At 68.9% G+C, this 20,068-nt stretch carries 19 protein-coding genes; 1 reads left to right on the top strand and 18 read right to left on the bottom strand.

The window, feature by feature from the left end:
- Window positions 1–153 precede the first annotated feature (153 nt).
- From ASG30_RS21680 to ASG30_RS21660, 5 genes are all read right to left on the bottom strand, one after another.
- Window positions 154–699, bottom strand: coding sequence for an MOSC domain-containing protein (locus tag ASG30_RS21680; RefSeq protein WP_055902149.1), 546 nt, complete (start codon window positions 697–699; stop codon window positions 154–156).
- A complete protein-coding gene (gene glmM / locus ASG30_RS21675) occupies window positions 699–2,033 on the bottom strand; it encodes a phosphoglucosamine mutase (protein WP_055902147.1) in 1,335 nt (444 codons plus the stop codon). Before glmM ends, ASG30_RS21680 begins: the two co-directional genes overlap by 1 nt.
- On the bottom strand, window positions 2,030–2,884 hold the full coding sequence (folP, locus tag ASG30_RS21670) for a dihydropteroate synthase (RefSeq protein ID WP_055902144.1): 855 nt from the start codon (window positions 2,882–2,884) through the stop codon (window positions 2,030–2,032). Before folP ends, glmM begins: the two co-directional genes overlap by 4 nt.
- Before the next feature lie 137 nt (window positions 2,885–3,021).
- Window positions 3,022–4,935: an ATP-dependent zinc metalloprotease FtsH gene (gene ftsH, locus ASG30_RS21665; protein WP_055902141.1), complete on the bottom strand. Its 1,914-nt coding sequence runs from the start codon at window positions 4,933–4,935 to the stop codon at window positions 3,022–3,024.
- Window positions 4,936–5,100: 165 nt separating this feature from the next.
- Window positions 5,101–5,763, bottom strand: a complete 663-nt coding sequence (locus tag ASG30_RS21660) for an RlmE family RNA methyltransferase (RefSeq protein ID WP_055902138.1) — start codon at window positions 5,761–5,763, stop codon at window positions 5,101–5,103.
- A 34-nt stretch (window positions 5,764–5,797) separates the two neighbouring features.
- Here ASG30_RS21660 and ASG30_RS21655 point away from each other — a divergent pair, with 34 nt between their 5' ends.
- Window positions 5,798–6,271, top strand: a complete 474-nt coding sequence (locus ASG30_RS21655; RefSeq protein WP_055902135.1) for a YhbY family RNA-binding protein — start codon at window positions 5,798–5,800, stop codon at window positions 6,269–6,271.
- Window positions 6,272–6,382: 111 nt separating this feature from the next.
- Here the strand turns inward: ASG30_RS21655 and ASG30_RS21650 are convergent, their stop codons facing one another.
- From ASG30_RS21650 to bamA, 13 genes are all read right to left on the bottom strand, one after another.
- The gene (locus tag ASG30_RS21650) at window positions 6,383–6,799 is read right to left on the bottom strand and encodes a DUF4149 domain-containing protein (protein ID WP_055902132.1); all 417 of its coding nucleotides are present in this window, start codon (window positions 6,797–6,799) and stop codon (window positions 6,383–6,385) included.
- Between the two features lie 8 nt (window positions 6,800–6,807).
- The gene (gene greA / locus ASG30_RS21645) at window positions 6,808–7,284 is read right to left on the bottom strand and encodes a transcription elongation factor GreA (protein ID WP_055902127.1); all 477 of its coding nucleotides are present in this window, start codon (window positions 7,282–7,284) and stop codon (window positions 6,808–6,810) included.
- A gap of 116 nt (window positions 7,285–7,400) precedes the next feature.
- The gene (carB, locus tag ASG30_RS21640; RefSeq protein ID WP_055902123.1) at window positions 7,401–10,655 is read right to left on the bottom strand and encodes a carbamoyl-phosphate synthase large subunit; all 3,255 of its coding nucleotides are present in this window, start codon (window positions 10,653–10,655) and stop codon (window positions 7,401–7,403) included.
- A gap of 27 nt (window positions 10,656–10,682) precedes the next feature.
- A complete protein-coding gene (locus ASG30_RS21635; protein ID WP_055902118.1) occupies window positions 10,683–11,057 on the bottom strand; it encodes a four helix bundle protein in 375 nt (124 codons plus the stop codon).
- A 23-nt stretch (window positions 11,058–11,080) separates the two neighbouring features.
- Window positions 11,081–12,253: a glutamine-hydrolyzing carbamoyl-phosphate synthase small subunit gene (gene carA / locus ASG30_RS21630; RefSeq protein WP_055902115.1), complete on the bottom strand. Its 1,173-nt coding sequence runs from the start codon at window positions 12,251–12,253 to the stop codon at window positions 11,081–11,083.
- Between the two features lie 163 nt (window positions 12,254–12,416).
- A complete protein-coding gene (locus tag ASG30_RS21625) occupies window positions 12,417–13,184 on the bottom strand; it encodes a TrmH family RNA methyltransferase (RefSeq protein ID WP_055902113.1) in 768 nt (255 codons plus the stop codon).
- The gene (rnhB, locus tag ASG30_RS21620; RefSeq protein WP_055902344.1) at window positions 13,181–13,834 is read right to left on the bottom strand and encodes a ribonuclease HII; all 654 of its coding nucleotides are present in this window, start codon (window positions 13,832–13,834) and stop codon (window positions 13,181–13,183) included. The genes ASG30_RS21625 and rnhB overlap by 4 nt, the downstream gene beginning before the upstream one ends.
- Window positions 13,806–14,924, bottom strand: coding sequence for a lipid-A-disaccharide synthase (lpxB, locus tag ASG30_RS21615; RefSeq protein ID WP_055902110.1), 1,119 nt, complete (start codon window positions 14,922–14,924; stop codon window positions 13,806–13,808). The genes rnhB and lpxB overlap by 29 nt, the downstream gene beginning before the upstream one ends.
- An 89-nt stretch (window positions 14,925–15,013) precedes the next feature.
- On the bottom strand, window positions 15,014–15,805 hold the full coding sequence (gene lpxA, locus ASG30_RS21610) for an acyl-ACP--UDP-N-acetylglucosamine O-acyltransferase (protein WP_442965699.1): 792 nt from the start codon (window positions 15,803–15,805) through the stop codon (window positions 15,014–15,016).
- A 2-nt stretch (window positions 15,806–15,807) separates the two neighbouring features.
- Entirely contained in the window at window positions 15,808–16,254 is a 447-nt protein-coding gene (fabZ, locus tag ASG30_RS21605) for a 3-hydroxyacyl-ACP dehydratase FabZ (RefSeq protein ID WP_055902107.1), read from the bottom strand.
- Window positions 16,251–17,216 (bottom strand): UDP-3-O-(3-hydroxymyristoyl)glucosamine N-acyltransferase, encoded by a 966-nt coding sequence (gene lpxD / locus ASG30_RS21600; RefSeq protein WP_055902105.1) that lies wholly within the window; start codon window positions 17,214–17,216, stop codon window positions 16,251–16,253. The genes fabZ and lpxD overlap by 4 nt, the downstream gene beginning before the upstream one ends.
- A 7-nt stretch (window positions 17,217–17,223) precedes the next feature.
- A complete protein-coding gene (locus ASG30_RS21595; RefSeq protein ID WP_055902102.1) occupies window positions 17,224–17,742 on the bottom strand; it encodes an OmpH family outer membrane protein in 519 nt (172 codons plus the stop codon).
- The gene (bamA, locus tag ASG30_RS21590; protein ID WP_055902099.1) at window positions 17,742–20,036 is read right to left on the bottom strand and encodes an outer membrane protein assembly factor BamA; all 2,295 of its coding nucleotides are present in this window, start codon (window positions 20,034–20,036) and stop codon (window positions 17,742–17,744) included. Before bamA ends, ASG30_RS21595 begins: the two co-directional genes overlap by 1 nt.
- Window positions 20,037–20,068: the final 32 nt, after the last annotated feature.

Below are 20,068 nucleotides of genomic sequence, written 5' to 3'. Positions count from 1 at the left end.
TGACGGGATCGTGACGAGTGTTCACGGCCTGGATGACATTGTCGTGACAATCGGGCGCGCCGAGGGCGCCGGCCGCGCGGGCACCAGGAAGCCATGGAAGAGCCGCGCGCGCAGCCGGGCCTCGTGGCGCGGCACGGCCAGCGCGGCCAGGCGCTAGACCGGCTCCAGCGGCCGGTGCGCGCCTTCGGGCGGTAGCACCTCGATCGCGTCGCCGGGGCGAACCTCGCCGCCCTGCACGACCACGGCCATCACGCCGGCCTTGCGCACCAGCGTGCCGTCGTCGCGCCGTTCCAGCACCGCCTGCATCAGGCCCGGCTGGAACTTGTCCAGTTGCGAACAGGGATTGCGCAGGCCCGTCACTTCGACCAGCGCCTGCGTGCCGAGCCGCAGCCGCGTGCCGGTGGACAGCCCCAGCAGGTCGAGCCCGCGGGTCGTGACGTTCTCGCCCAGCTCGCCCGGCCAGACGGGAAAGCCCGCGGCCATCAGCTCCTCGAACAGCTCGGCGTGCATCAGGTGCACCTGGCGCAGGTTGGGCTGGGTCGGGTCGCGGCGCACGCGCGAGCGGTGCTTGACCGTGGCGCCGGCGTGCGCATCACCCTCCACGCCGAGGCCGGCCACCAGCGCGATGGCGTCCTCCGCGTGCTTGCTGAAGCCGTGGACGCTGCTGCGGTGGACCGCCTCGACCCGCGCCGGGGCCATCACCCCGCCTGGAGGGCCTGGGCGAGGTCCTGCGCGCCCTGGCGGGCCAGCGTCTCGTCCTGGGCTTCGACCATCACGCGCACCACAGGCTCGGTGCCGCTGGGTCGGATCAGGATGCGGCCGCGGCCGTCCAGGCGCTTTTCCAGCGCTTCCTGCGCCTGGGGCAGCTGGCGGCTTTGCTTCCAGTCCTGGCCGGGGGCCAGGCGCACATTGATGAGGGTCTGCGGATAGAGCTTCACGCCCTCGAGCAGGCGGTCCAGCTTCTTGCCGCTGCGGGCGCAGGCCTTGAGCACCTGCAGGGCGCTGATCAGGCCGTCGCCGGTGGTGTGCTTGTCCAGCGCCAGCAGGTGGCCCGAGCCTTCGCCGCCCAGCAGCCAGCCGCGCTTATCCAGCTCCTCCAGCACGTAGCGGTCGCCGACCTTGGCCCGCACGAACTCCACGTCGCGCGCGCGCAGGGCCACTTCCACGGCCATGTTGGTCATCAGCGTGCCGACCGCGCCGGGCACGCGCTCGCCGTTGGCCAGGCGGTCCATCACCATCAGGTACAGCAGCTCGTCGCCGTTGTACAGGCGCCCGGCGCCGTCCACCACCTGCAGGCGGTCGGCGTCGCCGTCCAGCGCGATGCCGAAGTCGGCGCGGCGCTCGCGCACGGTCTGCACCAGCGCGTCGGGGTGCGTGGCACCGCACTCGCGGTTGATGTTCAGGCCGTCCGGCGAGCAGCCGATGCAGTGCACCTCGGCGCCCAGCTCGTGGAACACCTTGGGAGCGATGTGGTAGGCCGCGCCGTTGGCCGCATCGACCACGATGTTCAGGCCCTTGAGCGTGAGGTCGTTGGAGAACGTGCTCTTGCAGAACTCGATGTAGCGGCCGGCCGCGTCGTCGAGCCGGCGCGCCTTGCCCAGGCTGGCGGAGTCGGCCCAGACCGGCGGCTCCTCCAGCGCGGCCTCGACGTCGCGCTCCCAGGCGTCGGACAGCTTGGTGCCCTGGGCGCTGAAGAACTTGATGCCGTTGTCGGCGAACGGGTTGTGGCTGGCGCTGATCACCACGCCCAGGCTGGCGCGCTGCGCGCGGGTGAGGTAGGCCACGCCCGGCGTGGGCAGCGGGCCGAGCAGCACCACGTCGGCGCCGGCGGAGTTGAAGCCCGACTCCAGCGCGCTCTCCAGCATGTAGCCGGAGATGCGCGTGTCCTTGCCGATCAGCACGGTGGGGCGCTCTTCGGTGCGCTTGAGCACCCGGCCCACGGCGTGCGCCAGGCGCAGCACGAAGTCGGGGGTGATGGGCGCCTGCCCGACCGTGCCCCGGATGCCGTCGGTGCCGAAATGTTTTCTGCTCATGGTGTGGGGCTTCCTTGCCTCGGATTCATCCTGATCGCGGCGGCCCGGACCTTCAGGGCCGCCACCGTTTCCTTGACGTCGTGGACGCGCACGATGGTCGCGCCGCGCTCCACGGCCAGCAACGCGGCCGCCACGCTGGGCACGGCCCGCTCGTCCACGCCCAGGCCCGTGACCTGTCCCAGCGAGGACTTGCGCGACCAGCCCACCAGCAGCGGATGGCCGTCGGCCAGCAACTCCTCCTGGCGGGCCAGGAGCGCGAAGTTCTGCTCGGGCGACTTGCCGAAGCCGATGCCCGGGTCCCAGGCGATGCGGTCGGCCGCGACGCCCAGCGCCAGCAGCGACCGCGTGTGCTCCTGCAGGAACGCGAGCACCTGCGGCACGGCATCGCCGGCCATGGGCGAGCGCTGCATGGTCTGCGGCTCGCCGTGCATGTGCATCAGGCAGACGCCGCAGGTGGGGTGACGTGCCACCACGTCGGCGGCGCCGGGCTGGCGCAGCGCCCAGACGTCGTTGACGATGTCCGCGCCAGCGTCCAGCACCTCGCGCATCACCTGCGGCTTGTAGGTGTCGACGGAGACCGGCACGTCCAGGCGCACCGCCTCGCGCACCACCGGCAGCACGCGGGCGAGCTCTTCCTCCAGCGTCACCGGCGCGATGCCGGGCCGGGTGGATTCGCCCCCGATGTCCAGCAGGTCCGCGCCTTCGGCCAGCAGCTGCTCGCAATGCGCGAGCGCCGCGCCGGTGTTGTCCCAGCGGCCGCCGTCGGAGAACGAATCGGGCGTGACGTTGACGATGCCCATCACCCGCGGCTGCGCGAGGTCGATGCGGTACCGGGCGGTCTGCCAGTGCATTGGGGGATTTTGGCTCAGGGGCTAGGGGCTGGGGGCTGGGGGCTGGGGGCTGGGGATGGACAGAAAGACAAAGGGCCAGGTTTCCCTAGCCCCTAGCCCCCAGCCCCTAGTCCCTGCGCGAAGCCGTGCGAGCGCCCTCAGGCCGCCGTCGGAGCGGGGTTGTCGGCGCCCACGGCGCTGCCGCCGGAGCCGCCGCCGGAGGACGGCGAGCGGGGCGTGAAGTCCTTGGGCGGACGCGGATCCTTGCCGGCCATGATGTCGTCCAGCTGCTCGGAGTCGATGGTTTCCCACTCCAGCAGGGCCTTGGCCATGGCGTGCATCTTGTCCCGGTTGTCCTCGATGAGCTTGCGCGCCAGGGCGTACTGCTCGTCGATGATGCGGCGCACCTCGCCGTCGACCTTCTGCATGGTCTGCTCGGAGATGTTGGTGGTCTTGGTGACCGAGCGGCCCAGGAACACCTCGCCCTCGTTCTCGGCGTAGACCATCGGGCCCAGCGCGTCTGACATGCCGTAGCGCATCACCATGTCGCGCGCCAGGTGCGTGGCCCGCTCGAAGTCGTTGGAAGCCCCGGTGGTCATCTGGTTCATGAACACCTCTTCCGCGATGCGGCCGCCGAACAGCATGCTGATCTGGTGCAGCATGTACTCGCGGTCGTAGCTGTAGCGGTCCTGCGAGGGCAGGCTCATCGTCACGCCCAGCGCGCGGCCGCGCGGGATGATGGTGACCTTGTGGACCGGGTCGCACTTGGGCAGCAGCTTGCCGATGAGCGCGTGGCCGGACTCGTGGTAGGCCGTGTTGCGGCGCTCTTCCTCGGGCATGACCATGCTCTTGCGCTCCGGGCCCATCAGGATCTTGTCCTTGGCCTTCTCGAAGTCCTGCATCTCGACCACGCGGGCGTTGCGGCGCGCGGCCATCAGGGCGGCCTCGTTGCACAGGTTGGCCAGGTCGGCGCCCGACATGCCCGGGGTGCCGCGCGCGATGATCTCGGCCCGGACGTCCTGGCCGATCGGGATCTTGCGCATGTGCACGTTGAGGATCTGCTCGCGGCCCCGGATGTCGGGCAGCTGCACGTACACCTGGCGGTCGAAGCGGCCCGGGCGCAGCAGGGCGGCGTCCAGGATGTCGGGGCGGTTGGTGGCCGCGATGACGATCACGCCCAGGTTGGTCTCGAAGCCGTCCATCTCGACCAGCATCTGGTTCAAGGTCTGCTCGCGCTCGTCGTTGCCGCCGCCCAGGCCGGCGCCGCGCTGGCGGCCGACCGCGTCGATCTCGTCGATGAAGATGATGCAGGGGGCGTTCTTCTTGGCGTTCTCGAACATGTCGCGCACGCGGGCCGCGCCCACGCCGACGAACATCTCGACGAAGTCGGAGCCGGAGATGGAGAAGAACGGCACCTTGGCCTCGCCGGCGATGCCCTTGGCCAGCAGCGTCTTGCCGGTGCCGGGGGGCCCGACCAGCAGCAGGCCGCGCGGGATGCGCCCGCCCAGCTTCTGGAACTTCTGCGGGTCCTTCAGGAAGTCGACGACTTCCTTGACCTCTTCTTTCGCTTCGTCACAGCCGGCAACGTCCGCGAACGTGACCTGGTTGTTGTTCTCGTCCAGCATGCGAGCCTTGCTCTTGCCGAAGGAGAATGCGCCGCCCTTGCCGCCGCCCTGCATCTGGCGCATGAAGTAGATCCACACGCCGATGAGCAGGAGCATGGGGCCCCAGCTGACCAGCAGCGTCATCAGCAGCGAGCTTTCCTCGCGCGGCTTGACGTCGAACTTGACGCCGTTGTTGATGAGGTCGCCGACCAGGCCGCGGTCGAGGTAGGTGGCCGTGGAGCGGATCTTGCGGTCATCGGTGGTGATGGCGACGATCTCGGTGCCGCCCTGGCCTTCCTGGATGACGGCGTTCTTGATGCGCTTGGCCCGCACTTCCTCCAGGAAGTCCGAATAGCCCATCACGCTGGCGCCGGCGGCGCCACGGGTGTCGAATTGCTTGAACACCGTGAAAAGCACGAGCGCGATGACGAGCCAGACGGCAATTTTCGAGAACCACTGATTGTTCAAATCGAACTCCGGGGAAGCGAGCCTGGGCGGCACGCCAGGCAGATGCGGCCCATTCTAGAGGTTTCAACAAGCGCGACGATGCAAAGTGCCAAAGGACACCATAGGCAAAACGGTGACAGCCGGTAGCCGGCCGAAGTGCCGTCCGCAGGCGGGAGAAGGCCTCGTTCAGGCCGGTTTCTTGAGGCCGATCCCGACCAGGAAGGTCTCGGACGACTTGTCGCGGGAGGCCTTGGGCTTGAGCGGCTTGACTACCCGGAAGTTCTCCTTGAAGAGCTTGACCAGCTGGCTGTAGCCGCTGCCGTGGAACACCTTGGCCACCAGCGCCCCCTCGGGCTTGAGGTGGGCCTGGGCGAAGTCCACGGCCAGCTCGACCAGGTGGCTGATGCGGGCCGCGTCGGCCGACTCGATGCCCGACAGGTTGGGCGCCATGTCCGAGACCACGGTATCGACCTTGCGGCCGCCCACGGCCTCCTCCAGCCGGGCCACGACCTCGGGCTCCCGGAAGTCGCCCTGCAGGAAAGTGACGCCCTCGACCGGGTCCATCGGCAGGAGGTCCAGCGCCACGATGACGCCGTCCAGCTGGCCCACGGCCGCACCGCCGGGCGACAGCTTGCGGCGCACGTACTGGCTCCAGGCGCCGGGCGTGGATCCCAGGTCGACCACCAGCGAACCGGGGCGGATCAGGCCGAGCTGCTCGTCGATCTCCTTGAGCTTGTACGCCGCGCGGGCGCGGTAGCCCTCCCGGGCCGCCAGCTTCACGTAGGGGTCGTTGACGTGGTCGTTCAGCCAGGCCTTGTTGACCTTGCGGCTCTTTGTTTTCACCTTCATTGGGGTCCATTGTCGCCGCGGGGATAATCGCCCCATGCCCGCTCTCCAATTGACCATCGCCGAACGCAAGGCGCACCGCGCCGAAGCCCACCACCTCGACCCCGTGGTGATGATCGGCAACGACGGGCTGACGCCGGCCATCGTGCGGGAAACCGAAGCCGCCCTGGACGCCCACGGCCTGATCAAGGTCCGCGTGCTCGGCGACGACCGCGCCCAGCGCGAGGAGATCTACCAGCAGCTGGCCGACCGGCTGAACGCCGCGCCCATCCAGCACATCGGCAAATTGCTGGTGCTGTGGCGGCCCAAGGCCGAGAAGGAAAAGGCGGTCGACGAAGACCGCAAGCCCGGTCCGCGCGACTTCAAGGTGCTCAAGTACAGCAAGCGCGGCGGGCAACGGCCCGAGGTGAAGACGCTGCGCGTGCTGGGCAACCAGCGGCTGACGCCCGGCGGCAAGGTGAAGCGCGCCAAGCCCAAGCAGAAGTCGGTGAAGAAGGGGCGGCTGGACTGACTTGCTCCCTCCCCCTCCGGGGGAGGGCTGGGGTGGGGGCGCGCCGGGCACTGGTGAGCTGCCGGTGCGCCCCCATCCCGACCTTCCCCCAGAGGGGGAAGGAGCAAGAACTTACGTGCGGCGAGTGGCTTTCAGCAGCACCACCAGCGCACACCCCCACTGCAGCAGGCACATCCCGCTGCCGACCGAGTGCCACAGGCGCAGGTTCTCGCGCGCCATGATCCGCGGCGCCACCGCGAACTCTCCCAGCAGCGCCAACAGCATCCCGGCCAGGACGAAGGCGAGCGCCCCACCCGAGCCGCCCATCCGGGCCGATTCGCCCCTGCGGTGCGACGCCAGCAGGAGCAGCACGCCACAGCCCAGCCCCACCCAGCTCTGGGCGGTGAACAGCCGGGCGGCGGTCTGGCCGGCCAGCGCGGGCGTGGGCAGGTTCGCGAAAAGCAGCGGCACGGCCAGGAAGCCGATGGCGCTCAGGCTGCCCCACCACAGGGCGGCCGCCAGCACCGCCACCCGCTCGCGCCAGGCCATCGGCTCGCTCAGACGTAGTCGACCGCGACGATCTCGTAGCGCTTGATGCCGGCGGGCGCCTGCACTTCGGCGGTGTCGCCCTCCTCCTTGCCGATCAGCGCGCGGGCGATCGGGCTGGAGATGTTGACCAGGCCTTCCTTCAGGTCGGCCTCGTCCTCGCCGACGATCTGGTACTTGACCTTGTCGCCGGACTCCTCTTCCTCCAGCTCGACCGTGGCGCCGAACACCACCTTGCCGCCCGCGTCCAGCGCGGTGGGGTCGATGATCTGCGCGGCCGCGAGCTTGCTCTCGAGCTCGCGGATGCGGCCCTCGATGAAGCCCTGGCGGTCCTTGGCGGCGTCGTACTCGGCGTTCTCCGACAGGTCGCCCTGGGCCCGGGCCTCGGCGATGGCGTTGATCACCCAGGGCCGCTGCTTGGTCTTGAGTTCGTGCAGCTCGGCCTTGAGTTTCTCCGCGCCGCGTTTGGTGATGGGGATGGTCGCCATGTCTCGTCTACCTGTATTTGGTCTGTCAAATGAAAACCGCCGGACGTTGCCGGCCGGCGGTGTTTCGTGGGCGTGATGATACCGAATCAGGGCCGGCGCCAAGGCCGGCCCGGCGCCTAGGCCAGCCGTGCGTGCAGTTCCTGCAGCGAGTACACGTCCAGGTCGTCCACGTACTTCATGCCCTCCACCGCGGCTTCGGCGCCGGCGATGGTGGTGAAGGTGGTGACGCGGGCCAGCAGCGACGAGGTGCGGATGGCGCGCGAGTCGGCGATCGCGTTGCGGCGCTCCTCGACCGTGTTGATCACCATGCAGATCTCGTTGTTCTTGAGCATGTCCACCACGTGCGGGCGGCCCTCGGTGACCTTGTTGACGGTCTCGCAGGCGATGCCGGCGGCCGAGATGGCCGCGGCCGTGCCCTTGGTGGCGATCAGCTCGAAGCCCTGGCCCGCCAGCTGGCGCGCGACGTCGACCGCGCGCGGCTTGTCGCTGTTCTTCACTGTCAGGAACACTTTCTTCACCGCATCGGTGGGGCGCGGCAGCTTGGTGCCGGCGCCCAGCTGGCTCTTGACGAAGGCCTCGCCGAAGGTCTTGCCCACGCCCATCACCTCGCCCGTGGACTTCATCTCCGGGCCCAGGATGGTGTCCACGCCCGGGAACTTGACGAAGGGGAACACGGCTTCCTTGACGCTGAAGTAAGGCGGCGTCACCTCGTCGCGGATGCCCTGCTCTTCCAGTGACTGGCCGACCATGCAGCGTGCCGCCACCTTGGCCAGCTGGATGCCGGTGGCCTTGCTGACGTAGGGCACGGTGCGCGAGGCGCGCGGGTTGACCTCCAGCACGAAGATCACGTCCTGGCCGTCCTTCTCCTGGATGGCGAACTGCACGTTCATCAGGCCGACCACGTTCAGCGCCTTGGCCATGGCGGCGGTCTGGCGCTTGAGCTCGTCGATCGTCGCCTTGGACAGCGAGTACGGCGGCAGCGAGCAGGCCGAGTCGCCCGAGTGCACGCCGGCCTGCTCGATGTGCTCCATCACGCCGCCGATGAAGACGCCGCCGGCGCTGTCGGCGATGCAGTCGACGTCGCATTCGACGGCGTCGTTCAGGAAGCGGTCCAGCAGCACCGGCGAGTCGTTGGAGACCTTCACCGCCTCGCGCATGTAGCGCTCCAGGTCGCGCTGCTCGTGCACGATCTCCATCGCGCGGCCGCCCAGCACGTAGCTGGGGCGAACGACCAGCGGGTAGCCCAGGGCGGCGGCCTTTTCCAGCGCCTCGGGCTCGGTGCGGGCGGTGGCGTTGGGCGGCTGGCGCAGGCCGAGTTCGTGCAGCAGCTTCTGGAAGCGCTCGCGGTCCTCGGCGGCATCGATCATGTCCGGGCTGGTGCCGATGATCGGCACGCCTTCCGCCTCCAGGCCCAGGGCGAGCTTGAGCGGCGTCTGCCCGCCGTACTGCACGATCACGCCGGTGGGCTTTTCCTTGTCGACGATCTCCAGCACGTCCTCGAGCGTGAGCGGCTCGAAGTACAGGCGGTCGGAGGTGTCGTAGTCGGTCGACACGGTCTCCGGGTTGCAGTTGACCATGATGGTCTCGTAGCCGTCCTCGCGCAGGGCGAGCGCGGCGTGCACGCAGCAGTAGTCGAACTCGATGCCCTGGCCGATGCGGTTGGGCCCGCCGCCCAGCACCATGATCTTCTTCTTGTCGGTGGGCTGCGCCTCGCACTCGTCCTCGTAGGTCGAGTACATGTAGGCGGTGTTGGTGGCGAACTCGGCCGCGCAGGTGTCCACCCGCTTGTAGACCGGGCGCACGTTCAGCGCCTTGCGGCGCTCGCGCACCGCCTTGTCGGTGGTCTTGAGCAGCTTGGCCAGGCGCCGGTCGGAAAAGCCCTTGCGCTTGAGCAGGCGCAGCTGGCGCTCGTCCAGCGAGGCCAGGGCCTGGTCGGCCTTCTGGGCCGCGATGCGGTCCAGCTCGAGCTCGATCTTCACGATCTCCTCGATCTGCACCAGGAACCACTTGTCGATCTTGGTCAGGGCATAGACCTCGTCCACGCTCCAGCCGGAGGCGAAGGCGTCGCCCACGTACCAGATGCGCTCGGGGCCGGGCTCGCCCAGCTCACGCTCCAGCACCTCGCGGTCCTGGGTCTTCTCGTTCATGCCGTCGACGCCGACCTCCAGGCCACGCAGGGCCTTCTGGAACGATTCCTGGAAGGTGCGGCCCATGGCCATCACTTCGCCCACCGACTTCATCTGGGTGGTCAGGCGCGAATCGGCCTGCGGGAACTTCTCGAACGCGAAGCGCGGGATCTTGGTGACGACGTAGTCGATCGAGGGCTCGAAGCTGGCCGGGGTGGCGCCGCCGGTGATCTCGTTGCGCAGCTCGTCCAGCGTGTAGCCCACCGCCAGCTTGGCCGCCACCTTGGCGATCGGGAAGCCCGTGGCCTTGGACGCGAGCGCCGAGGAGCGCGACACGCGCGGGTTCATCTCGATCACGATCATCCGCCCGTCCTCGGGGTTGATCGAGAACTGCACGTTGGAGCCGCCCGTGTCCACGCCGATCTCGCGCAGCACCGCCAGCGAGGCGTTGCGCATGATCTGGTATTCCTTGTCGGTCAGCGTCTGGGCCGGAGCGACCGTGATCGAGTCGCCGGTGTGCACGCCCATCGGGTCCAGGTTCTCGATGGAGCAGACGATGATGCAGTTGTCCGCCTTGTCGCGGACCACTTCCATCTCGTACTCCTTCCACCCGACCAGCGATTCCTCGATCAGCAGTTCGTTGGTGGGCGAGGCCTCCAGGCCGCGCTTGCAGATGACCTCGAATTCCTCGGGGTTGTAGGCGATGCCGCCGCCGGTGCCGCCCAGCGTGAAGCTGGGGCGGATGACGGTGGGGAAGCCCACGCGCTTTTGCACCTCCCAGGCCTCGTCCATCGAGTGGGCGATGCCCGAGCGCGCCGAACCGAGGCCGATCTTGGTCATCGCCTCCTTGAACTTCTGGCGGTCTTCCGCCTTGTCGATGGCGTGCGGCGTGGCGCCGATCAGCTCGACGCCGTGCTTGTCCAGCACGCCGTTGTGCCAGAGGTCCAGCGCGCAGTTGAGCGCGGTCTGGCCGCCCATGGTGGGCAGGATGGCGTCGGGCTTTTCCTTGGCGATGATCTTCTCGACCGTCTGCCAGGTGATCGGCTCGATGTAGGTGACGTCGGCCGTGGCCGGGTCGGTCATGATCGTCGCGGGGTTGCTGTTGATCAGGATGACCTTGTAGCCCTCCTCCCGCAACGCCTTGCAGGCCTGCACGCCGGAGTAGTCGAACTCGCAGGCCTGGCCGATGATGATGGGGCCGGCCCCGATGATCAGGATGCTCTTGATGTCTGTGCGCTTGGGCATTTGTTTTGAGGGACTAGGGGCTGGGGGCTAGGGGCTAGGGAGCTTTGCTTCCAGGCGCTGCTGGAGCGACCGGAGCATCTTTCCCACCTCATCGGCCTCCCGAGCCAGTTCGTCGACCTGGGCAGATTGATGTTGGTACAAGCGGCCCGCCAACTCGATCAGAGTTTCGAGTTCGGCGAGTGAGCCCGCTGCAATCGACAAAAAACGCAAAAAATCCTTGGTTGTGGTCCGCTGGCGGCCTTCGGCAATGTTCGCAGGCACGGATACCGCTGCCCGGCGCAACTGAGAGGTCAGTCCGAATCGCTCATCGGCAGGAAGCAGGGAGGAGAACCGGTAAAGGCGATACGTGAGATCCATCGCCCGCTGCCAGACGATCAGGTCCTTGTAGCTTCGAATCTCCATCCCTAGTCCCTAGCCCCCAGCCCCTAGTCCCTCTTCTTCTCGTCCATCAACCCCGTGAACTTGTCGAACAGGTAGCCGATGTCGTGGGGGCCGGGCGAGGCTTCCGGGTGGCCCTGGAAGCAGAACGCGGGCTTGTCGGTGCGGGCCAGGCCCTGGAGCGTGCCGTCGAACAGCGACACGTGGGTGGGCCGCAGGTTGGCGGGCAGCGTCTTCTCGTCCACCGCGAAGCCGTGGTTCTGGCTGGTGATGGAGACGCGGCCGTTGTCCAGGTCCTTGACCGGGTGGTTGGCGCCGTGGTGGCCGAACTTCATCTTGAAGGTCTTGGCCCCCGAGGCCAGCGCCAGGATCTGGTGGCCCAGGCAGATGCCGAAGGTGGGATAGCCGTCCTCGACCAGCTCGCGCGTGGCGGCGATGGCGTAGTCGCAGGGCTCCGGGTCGCCGGGGCCGTTGGAGAGGAAAACGCCATCGGGCTTGAGCTTCCTCACTTCGGCCGCCGGCGTCTTGGCCGGGACCACGGTGACCTTGCAGCCGCGCTCGGCCAGCATGCGAAGGATGTTCTTCTTCACGCCGTAGTCGAAGGCGACCACGTGGTACTTCGGCTGGTCGAGGCGGCCGTAGCCGCTGCCCAGCTGCCACTCGGTCTGGTCCCAGGGGTAGGACTTGTCGGAGGAGACTTCCTTGGCCAGGTCCAGGCCGTTCATGGCCGGCGCCTTGCGGGCCTCGGCCACGGCGCGATCCACCAGCTCGGGGGTGATCTCCTCGCCGGGCTTGAGCGCCAGGATGCAGCCGTTCTGCGCGCCCTTGGTCCGCAGGATGCGAGTGAGCTTGCGCGTGTCGATGTCGGCGATGCCGACCGTGTTCTCGCGCTTGAGGTAATCCGCCAGCGTGAGGCTGGTGCGGAAGTTGGACGCGATCAGCGGCAGGTCGCGGATGATCAGGCCGGCGGCATGGACCTTCGACGCTTCGACGTCTTCTTCGTTGACGCCGTAGTTGCCGATGTGCGGGTACGTCAGGGTGACGATCTGGCGCGCGTAGCTGGGGTCGGTGAGGATTTCCTGGTACCCGGTGATGGCCGTGTTGAAGACGACTTCGCCGGTGGTGGCGCCGGAAGCGCCGATCGAGGTGCCAGGAAAGACCGTGCCGTCTGCGAGCGCCAGGAGGGCGGGGGGAAGGGCTCGCTGCTGGGACAAAAGCACTGGGGTCTCCGTGAGGTGCGGTACGCCCAAAACACAGCCGGAAGCGGCACTTCCGGTGTTGCTTTTGTTCAGGGGAGGAGCTTCGGCGGCGCTAGGCGTACGGGTTTGCGGGAAAGCCCTTGATTATAGCCCGCCGGCAGCGCCCGGCTCTTGCGTGAGGCTGTCAGTCCGGGCGTGCGGCCGCGCTGGCGTGCAGGCAGATCGCCGCCGCCGCCGCGACGTTGAGCGACTCCTCGCCGCCGGGCTGCTCGATGCGCACTTTCAGGTCGGCCCGCGCCTCCATTTCAGGCGAGACGCCCTGCCCTTCGTGGCCCAGGACCCAGGCACACGGCCAGGGCAGGCGCGCCCGTCCCAGGGCCTCGCCGCCATGCGAGCTGGTAACGAGCAGCGGCACGGCCAGCTGGTCCAGCACGTCGGCTTCGGCGGCATCGAACAGCGTCAAACCGAAGTGCGCCCCCATGCCAGCGCGCAGCACCTTGGGCGACCACAGCGCGGCCGTGCCCTTGAGCGCCACCACCTGGCGAAAGCCGAAGGCCGCGGCGCTGCGCAGGACGGAGCCCACGTTGCCGGCGTCCTGCAGGCGGTCCAGCACCACGGTGGACGCCTGCGGATCGAGCGCCGGAGCGGCCGGCAAGGCGATGACGAACGCCATGCGGGCGGGCGACTCCAGTGCGCTGACCGCCGCGAACAGCGGATCGGCGAGCACCAGGGACCTGGGCGCGGGCAGGCGCTGGTCGGCCGGGCAGCACTCGGCGTACACGGCGGATTCGGGCTGGACGCCGCGCGCGAGCGCCGCGCGGCAGAGGTGGTCGCCTTCGAGCCATATGCGGCCCTGCTTGCGCCAGGCCGTGCTGTCGTGGGCCAGCAGGCGCAAGGCCTTGAACTGCGCGTTGGACGCCGAGCGGATGACCGCGGGTTCGGCCTCGCTCACTGCACCGCGGCGGCGACGCCGCCGCCCTCGGTGACCGTGAACGTGGCGGCCACCGGGCTGAAGAAGCGGCGGTGGTGGGGGCAGGCGCCGTGCACGCGCAGGGCCTGCAGGTGCTCGGGCGTGCTGTAGCCCTTGTGCGAGGCGAAGCCGTACTGCGGGAATTCCTCGTGCAGCGTGGTGAGCAGGCGGTCGCGGTGCACCTTGGCCAGGATGGAGGCCGCGGAGATCGACCTGATCTTGGCGTCGCCACCGACGATGGCCTCGGCCAGCACGTCGATGCGCGGCAGCGCGTTGCCGTCGACCAGCACCCGGGCCGGCTTCAGGCGCAGGCCCTCGACCGCGCGCTTCATCGCCAGCATCGTCGCGTGGTAGATGTTGAGCGTGTCGATCTCCCCGACGCTGGCCTGCGCCACCGAGCAGCACAGCGCCCGGTCCATGATCTGGTCGTAGAGGCGGTCGCGCTGCAGGGGCGTGAGCTCCTTGGAGTCGGCCAGGCCCCGGATGCGCTTGGCGTCGTCGAGGATGACGGCGGCGGCGACCACCGGGCCGGCCAGCGGCCCGCGGCCCGCCTCGTCGACGCCGGCCTGCAGGCCCACCGGGTCCCACGCCAGTCGGGCTTGTTCACCCTTGGATAACTTTTTCAATCGCATCGGTGGCCAACGTTGCCGTATCGCGCCGCAGCTGGTGGTGCAGCACGGTGAACTTTTCCTGAACGGCCGCCATTCTGGCAGGAGCCTCGAGCCATTCCAAGACGGCGCGCGCGAGGGCGCGGGGGTTCGCGTCGTGCTGCAGCAACTCGGGCACTACAAAGTCCTCGGCGAGGATGTTGGGCAGGCCGACCCAGGGCTGCAGCTGCTTCCTGCGCATGATCTGCCAGCTGATCGCGTTCATCCGGTAGGCGATCACCATCGGCCGCTTGAAGAGGGCCGCCTCGAGCGTGGCCGTGCCGCTGGCGATCAGCGTCAGGTCGCAGGCCGCGAGCACTTCGTGCGACTGGCCATCGACGATGTGCAGACCGTCGCGCAGGCCGGCGCGGTGCGCGGCGGTTTCGATCGCGCGGCGCAGGCTGGGCAGCGCCGGCACCACGAAGCGCAGGCCCGGCCGGGACCGCTGCAGCAGCACCGCGGCATCGAAGAACGGCCGCGCCAGGTACTGGACCTCGGACGCGCGGCTGCCCGGCAGGATCGCCAGCACCTCGCCCTGCTCGGGCAGGCCCAGCGCCTGGCGCGCGGCCGCGCGGTCGGGCTGCAGCGGGATCACGCCCGCGAGCGGATGCCCGACGTAGGTGGCGCGCACGCCGTTGCGGGCCAGCAGCTGCGGCTCGAACGGGAAGATGCACAGCACGTGGTCGCAGGCGGAGCGGATCCTGGCGATGCGCTCGGGGCGCCAGGCCCAGATCGACGGGCAGACGAAGTGGACGGTCTTGAGGCCGGCGGCGCGCAGGTCCGCCTCCAGGTCGAGGTTGAAGTCGGGCGCGTCCACGCCGACGAACAGCCGGGGCGGCTCGCGCAGCAGGCGGTCCTTGAGCTGGCGGCGGATGCCCACGATCTCGCGGTAGTGGCGCAGCACCTCGACATAGCCGCGCACGGCCAGCTTCTCGTGCGGCCACCAGGCCTGGAACCCCTGGGCCTGCATCCGCGGGCCGCCGATGCCCACGGCCTGCAGGGCCGGCCAGCGGCGCCGCAGCCCGCCCAGCAGCAGGCCGGCCAGGAGATCGCCCGAGGCTTCGCCCGCGACCATCGCGATCCTGGGGCTGGCGCCCGGGGGGTGGGTGGGGTCGTCCCGCGCGTGGTCGGGGATCCAGACCGGTTCGGCCCGGCCGGGACCGGTCATCGCACGATGCCGCGCTGCGGCGACACGCCGGCCAGGAAGTCGGACATCAGGCGCACGTCCGGCTGCGCCTGCGGGGTGGCGGCGGCCAGCTGCTCGATGCGCGCGCGCGCCGCCTCGAGCGTGAGTCCGTCGCGGTACAGCGCCTTGTGCATGGCCTTGACGGCCGAGATGCGCTCGGGCGAGAAGCCGCGCCGGCGCAGGCCCTCGAAGTTCATCGACCGTGCCTGCGCGGGCTGGCCCTGGCTCATCACGAAGGGCGGCTGGTCGGCGAACAGCAGCGAGCACATGGCGGTCATGCCATGCGCGCCGATCCGCACGAACTGGTGCACGACCGTGAAGCCGCCCAGGATGACCCAGTCGCCCACCTCGACGTGGCCGGCCAGCTGGGAGTTGTTGGCGAAGATGGTGTGGTTGCCCACCACGCAGTCGTGCGCCAGGTGCACGTAGGCCATCAGCCAGTTGTCGTTGCCCACCCGGGTGACGCCGCCGCCACCGGGCGAGCCGATGTGGAAGCTGCTGAACTCGCGGATGGTGTTGCGGTCGCCGATGACCAGCTCGCAGGGCTCGCCCGCGTACTTCTTGTCCTGCGGGATGCCGCCCAGCGCGGCGAAATGGAAGATCCGGTTGTCCTGGCCGATGGTGGTGCGGCCCTCGATGACCGTGTGCGCCCCGACCGTCGTGCGCGCCCCGATCCTCACGTCCGGCCCGATCACCGAGTACGGCCCGATGCTGGCCGTGCTGTCGATCTCGGCCTTGGGGTCGACGACGGCGGTCGGGTGGATGGCCACCTTCAGCCCACCTTCCTCATGGTGCACATCAGCTCGGCCTCGCAGGCGATCTCTTCGCCGACGCGGGTGATGCCCTTGAACTTGTAGATGCCGGCCTTGGCCCGCTCGAGCGTCACGTCCATCACCAGTTGGTCGCCCGGTTCCACCGGCCGCTTGAAGCGGGCCGCGTCGATGCCGGCGAAGTAGTAGACCGTCTTGTCGTCCGGCGTCACGCCCTGCGTGGCGAACGACAGCAGCGCCGCCGCCTGGGCCATCGCCTCCAGCATCAGCACGCCCGGCATCACCGGGCGGTGCGGGAAGTGGCCGGTGAAGAACGGCTCGTTGATCGTGACGTTCTTGATCGCCCGGATGCTCTTGCCCAGTTCGAGGTCGAGCACCCGGTCCACCAGCAGGATGGGGTAGCGGTGCGGCAGCTGCTTGAGGATCTGGTGGATGTCTAACGTGGTCATTTTTTCTCTAGTGCGCGAACACGGTCGCGCAGCGAATGCAACTGCTTGAGCGAGGCGGCGTTCTTCTCCCAGGCGGCATTTTCGTCGATGGGGAACACGCCCGTGTAATGGCCGGGCTTGAGGAGGGAACGCGTCACCAGCGAGAACGACGAGATGTGAACGTGGTCGGCGATGGTGAGGTGGCCCAGGATGCCGGCGCTGCCGCCGATGGTGCAGTGGGCGCCGATGGTGGCGCTGCCGGCGATGCCCGCGCAGCCCGCGATGGCCGTGTGCCGGCCGATGCGCACGTTGTGGCCGACCTGGATCAGGTTGTCGAGCTTCACGCCGTCCTCGATCACCGTGTCGGCCAGCGCCCCGCGGTCGATGCAGGTGTTGGCGCCGATCTCCACGTCGTTGCCGATGCGCACGGCGCCCAGCTGCTCGATCTTTTCCCACTCGCCCTGGCGCGGCGCGAAGCCGAAGCCGTCGGCGCCGATCACCACGCCCGGATGCACCAGGCAGCGCTCGCCCAGCACGCAGTCCTCGCCCACGCTGACGCGCGAGGTGAGCACGGTGCCGGCGCCGATGCGCGCGCCGCGCTCCACCACGCAAAGCGGTCCGATGCGGGCGGAGGGATCGACCACGGCCTGCGGGTCCACCACCGCGCTCGGATGCACGGCCGGTCCGGCGGCGGGCGCCCTGCGCGCCTTCCACAGCTGGGTGACGCGCGCGAAATAAAGGTAGGGATCGTCGGCGACGATGGCCGCGCCGCGGGCCAGCGCCGCATCGCGCATGGCGGGGCCGACGATGACGCAGCCGGCCCGGGTGGCGGCCAGCTGCGACTGGTACTTGGGGTTGCTCAGGAAGCTGAGCTGTCCGGGGCCGGCGGATTCGAGCGGCGCCAGGCCGTCGATCGCCGCTTCCCGCTCGCCATGCAGTTGCCCGCCGAGCGAGTCCACGATGTCGCCCAGGCGGAGCTGCACGAGGGCCTCACCGGGCGTTGTTGAGCGCCTTGATCACCTTCTCGGTGATGTCGTGCTTGGGGTTGATGTAGACCGCTTCCTGCAGGATCAGGTCGTACTTCTCCTGCTCGGCGACCTGGCGCACGACGCGGTTGGCCCGCTCGAGGACCTGCTGCAGTTCCTCGTTCTTGCGCGACGTCATGTCTTCCTGGATCTCGCGGCGCTTGCGCTGGAATTCGCGGTCCTGGTCGATCAGCGCCTTCTGGCGCTGCTGGCGCTGGCTCTCGGACAGCGTGGGCGCCTCGCGCTCGTAGCGCTCGGACTGCGTCTTGAGCGAGGCACCCAGGTCATTGAGTTCCTTCTCGCGACGCGAGAACTCCTGCTCCAGCTTGGCCTGGGCGGTCTTGGCCGCGCCGGCCTCGCGCAGGATGCGATCGAGGCTGACGAAGCCCACGCGGAATTCCTGCGCCATCGCAGGAGCGGCGGCGAGCGCCAGGGCGCCGACCAGGGCCCACAGCGAGGGAAGGCGAAGGCTCAGATACTTCATCAGAAAGCGGTTCCGATCTGGAATTGGAGTCGCTGGATTCTATCGCCAGCGAACTTGCGCACCGGTTGGGCGATCGCCAGCCGCAGCGGGCCGATGGGGGACAGCCAGGACACGCCGACGCCGGTGGAAGCGCGCAGCTGGCCGAAATCCACCTTCTCGTTCTCGCCGTAGACGTTGCCGACGTCGACGAAACCGAAAAGGCGCAGCGAGCGGTCGTTGCCGGCGCCGGGGAACGGCGTGAACAGCTCGCCATTGAGCGTGATCTTGCGCGTGCCGCCGATGCTGGCGCCGGTGACGTCGCGCGGGCCCAGCGTGCCCTGCTCGAAGCCGCGCACCGAGCCCAGGCCGCCGGAATAGAAGTTCTTGAACACCGGGAACAGGCGCCCGCCCAGCGGCTTGCCCAGGCCCAGCTCGCCGTTGAAGGCGATGGTGAACTGCTTGTTCAGCGGAACGTAGTGCTGGTACTGGTAGTTGGCCCGCACGTAGCGGCCGTCGCCCAGCATGCTCGCCTCGGCGCCCAGGCGCTGCAGCCGGCCGCTGGTGGGTGCGATGGCGCTGTCGCGGTCGTCGCGCGTCCAGCCGATGGTGAAGGGGACGTTGACGCTGGTGAAGCCGGCCTCGTTGGCATACGCGAGGTAGGCGGCCGGGATGTTGGTGCCGGGGCGCACCTCGGTGCGCTCCAGGCCGGCGCCGAAGTAGACGGTGTCGAACTCGCTGAAGGGGATGCCGAAGCGCAGCGAAGCGCCGGTCGTTGCCAGCGAGTAGTTGCCGCCCTGCTCCTCGTACGGACGCGAGTTGCGGTAGTAGACGTCCACCGCGCGGGAGATGCCGTCCTGGGTGAAGTACGGGTCCACCGAGGTCAGCGCCAGGCTGCGGTTGTACTTGCTGGTGTTCAGCTCGGCGCTGAGGTACTGGCCGGTGCCGAAAGCGTTCTCCTGCTTGATGGAGAAGCCCAGGCCCAGGCGCTCGGCGCTGGAGAAGCCGGCCGACAGCTGCAGGCTGCCGGTGGGCTTCTCGACCACGGCGACGTTCAGGTCGACCTGGTCGGGCGCGCCGGGCACGTCGACGGTCTCGATGTTGACGTCGCGGAAGTACCCCAGGCGGTCGATGCGGTCGCGCGAGAGCTTGATCTTGTCGCCGTCGTACCAGCTCGATTCGAACTGGCGGAACTCGCGGCGGACGACTTCGTCGCGGGTGCGGTTGTTGCCCGCGATGTTGACCCGGCGCACGTAGGCGCGGCGCGAAGGCTCGGCCGCGATCGTGAAGGACACCAGGTTGCGGGTGCGGTCGATGTCGGGGCGGGCCTCGACGTTGGCGAAGGCGTAGCCGAAGCTGCCGAAGTAGTCGGTGAAGGCCTTGGTCGTCTCGGCCACCTGGTCGGCGTTGTAGGGCTCGCCGGCGCGGATGCGCACCAGGCTCTTGAACTCTTCTTCCTTGCCGAGGTAATTGCCCTCGAGCTTGACGCCGCTGACGACGAAGCGCTCGCCCTCGGTGACGTTCACCGTGATGCTGATGTCCTGCTTGTTCGGCGAGATCGCGACCTGGGTGGAGTCGATCGTGAACTCCAGGAAGCCGCGGCTGAGGTAGTAGGACCGCAGCGTCTCCAGGTCGGCGTTGAGCTTGGCGCGCGAGTAGCGGTCGGACTTGGTGTACCAGGACAGCCAGCCGCCCGTGTCCAGGTCGAACAGGCCCTTGAGCGTGCCTTCGCTGAAGCTGCGGTTGCCCACGATGCGGATGTCGCGGATGCGGGCCGGCTCGCCTTCGGTGACGGTGAAGGTCAGGTTGACGCGGTTGCGCTCGATCGGCGTGACGGTGGTGACCACCTCGGCGCCGTAGAGGCTGCGGTTGATGTACTGGCGGCGCAGCTCCTGCTCGGCGCGGTCGGCCAGGGCCTGGTCGTAGGGCCGGCCCTCGGTCAGCCCGATCTCGCGCAGCGCCTTGGTCAGGGCTTCCTTGTCGAACTCGCGGGTGCCGGCGAAGTCGACGGCGGCCACGGTGGGCCTTTCCTCGACGATGACCACCAGCACGTCGCCCGCGACCTCCAGGCGCACGTCCTTGAACAGGCCCAGGCCGAACAGCGCGCGGATCGCGGCCGAGCCCTTCTCGTCGTTGTACTGGTCGCCGACGCGGAACGGCAGCGAGGCGAAGACGGTGCCGGGCTCGACACGCTGCAGGCCTTCGACCCGGATGTCGCGGACCGTGAACGGATCGACCGCCCACGCATTGACCGCAAACGCGGCGGCCACCATGCCCGAGACGGTGCGCGCGCGAATGCGCTTGAAATGGTTCTTCATCGAGTCCTGGGTGGCCCCGCCGTCATCGGGGC

Source organism: Ramlibacter sp. Leaf400 (genome assembly GCF_001424545.1).
Classification (GTDB): Bacteria; Pseudomonadota; Gammaproteobacteria; order Burkholderiales; family Burkholderiaceae_C; genus Ramlibacter.
Note: the sequence above shows the minus strand (reverse complement) of the source record. Positions and strands in the feature narration are given on the sequence as shown.

Bases quoted from the DNA above. Each gene is read 5' to 3' on its own strand.
- ASG30_RS21680 (WP_055902149.1), bottom strand. From the start codon at position 699: ATGGCCCCGGCGCGGGTCGAGGCGGTCCACCGCAGCAGCGTCCACGGC.
- glmM (WP_055902147.1), bottom strand. From the start codon at position 2,033: ATGAGCAGAAAACATTTCGGCACCGACGGCATCCGGGGCACGGTCGGG.
- folP (WP_055902144.1), bottom strand. From the start codon at position 2,884: ATGCACTGGCAGACCGCCCGGTACCGCATCGACCTCGCGCAGCCGCGG.
- ASG30_RS21660 (WP_055902138.1), bottom strand. From the start codon at position 5,763: ATGAAGGTGAAAACAAAGAGCCGCAAGGTCAACAAGGCCTGGCTGAAC.
- ASG30_RS21655 (WP_055902135.1), top strand. From the start codon at position 5,798: ATGCCCGCTCTCCAATTGACCATCGCCGAACGCAAGGCGCACCGCGCC.
- ASG30_RS21650 (WP_055902132.1), bottom strand. From the start codon at position 6,799: ATGGCCTGGCGCGAGCGGGTGGCGGTGCTGGCGGCCGCCCTGTGGTGG.
- greA (WP_055902127.1), bottom strand. From the start codon at position 7,284: ATGGCGACCATCCCCATCACCAAACGCGGCGCGGAGAAACTCAAGGCC.
- carB (WP_055902123.1), bottom strand. From the start codon at position 10,655: ATGCCCAAGCGCACAGACATCAAGAGCATCCTGATCATCGGGGCCGGC.
- ASG30_RS21635 (WP_055902118.1), bottom strand. From the start codon at position 11,057: ATGGAGATTCGAAGCTACAAGGACCTGATCGTCTGGCAGCGGGCGATG.
- rnhB (WP_055902344.1), bottom strand. From the start codon at position 13,834: ATGCGATTGAAAAAGTTATCCAAGGGTGAACAAGCCCGACTGGCGTGG.
- lpxB (WP_055902110.1), bottom strand. From the start codon at position 14,924: ATGGTCGCGGGCGAAGCCTCGGGCGATCTCCTGGCCGGCCTGCTGCTG.
- fabZ (WP_055902107.1), bottom strand. From the start codon at position 16,254: ATGACCACGTTAGACATCCACCAGATCCTCAAGCAGCTGCCGCACCGC.
- ASG30_RS21595 (WP_055902102.1), bottom strand. From the start codon at position 17,742: ATGAAGTATCTGAGCCTTCGCCTTCCCTCGCTGTGGGCCCTGGTCGGC.
- bamA (WP_055902099.1), bottom strand. From the start codon at position 20,036: ATGAAGAACCATTTCAAGCGCATTCGCGCGCGCACCGTCTCGGGCATG.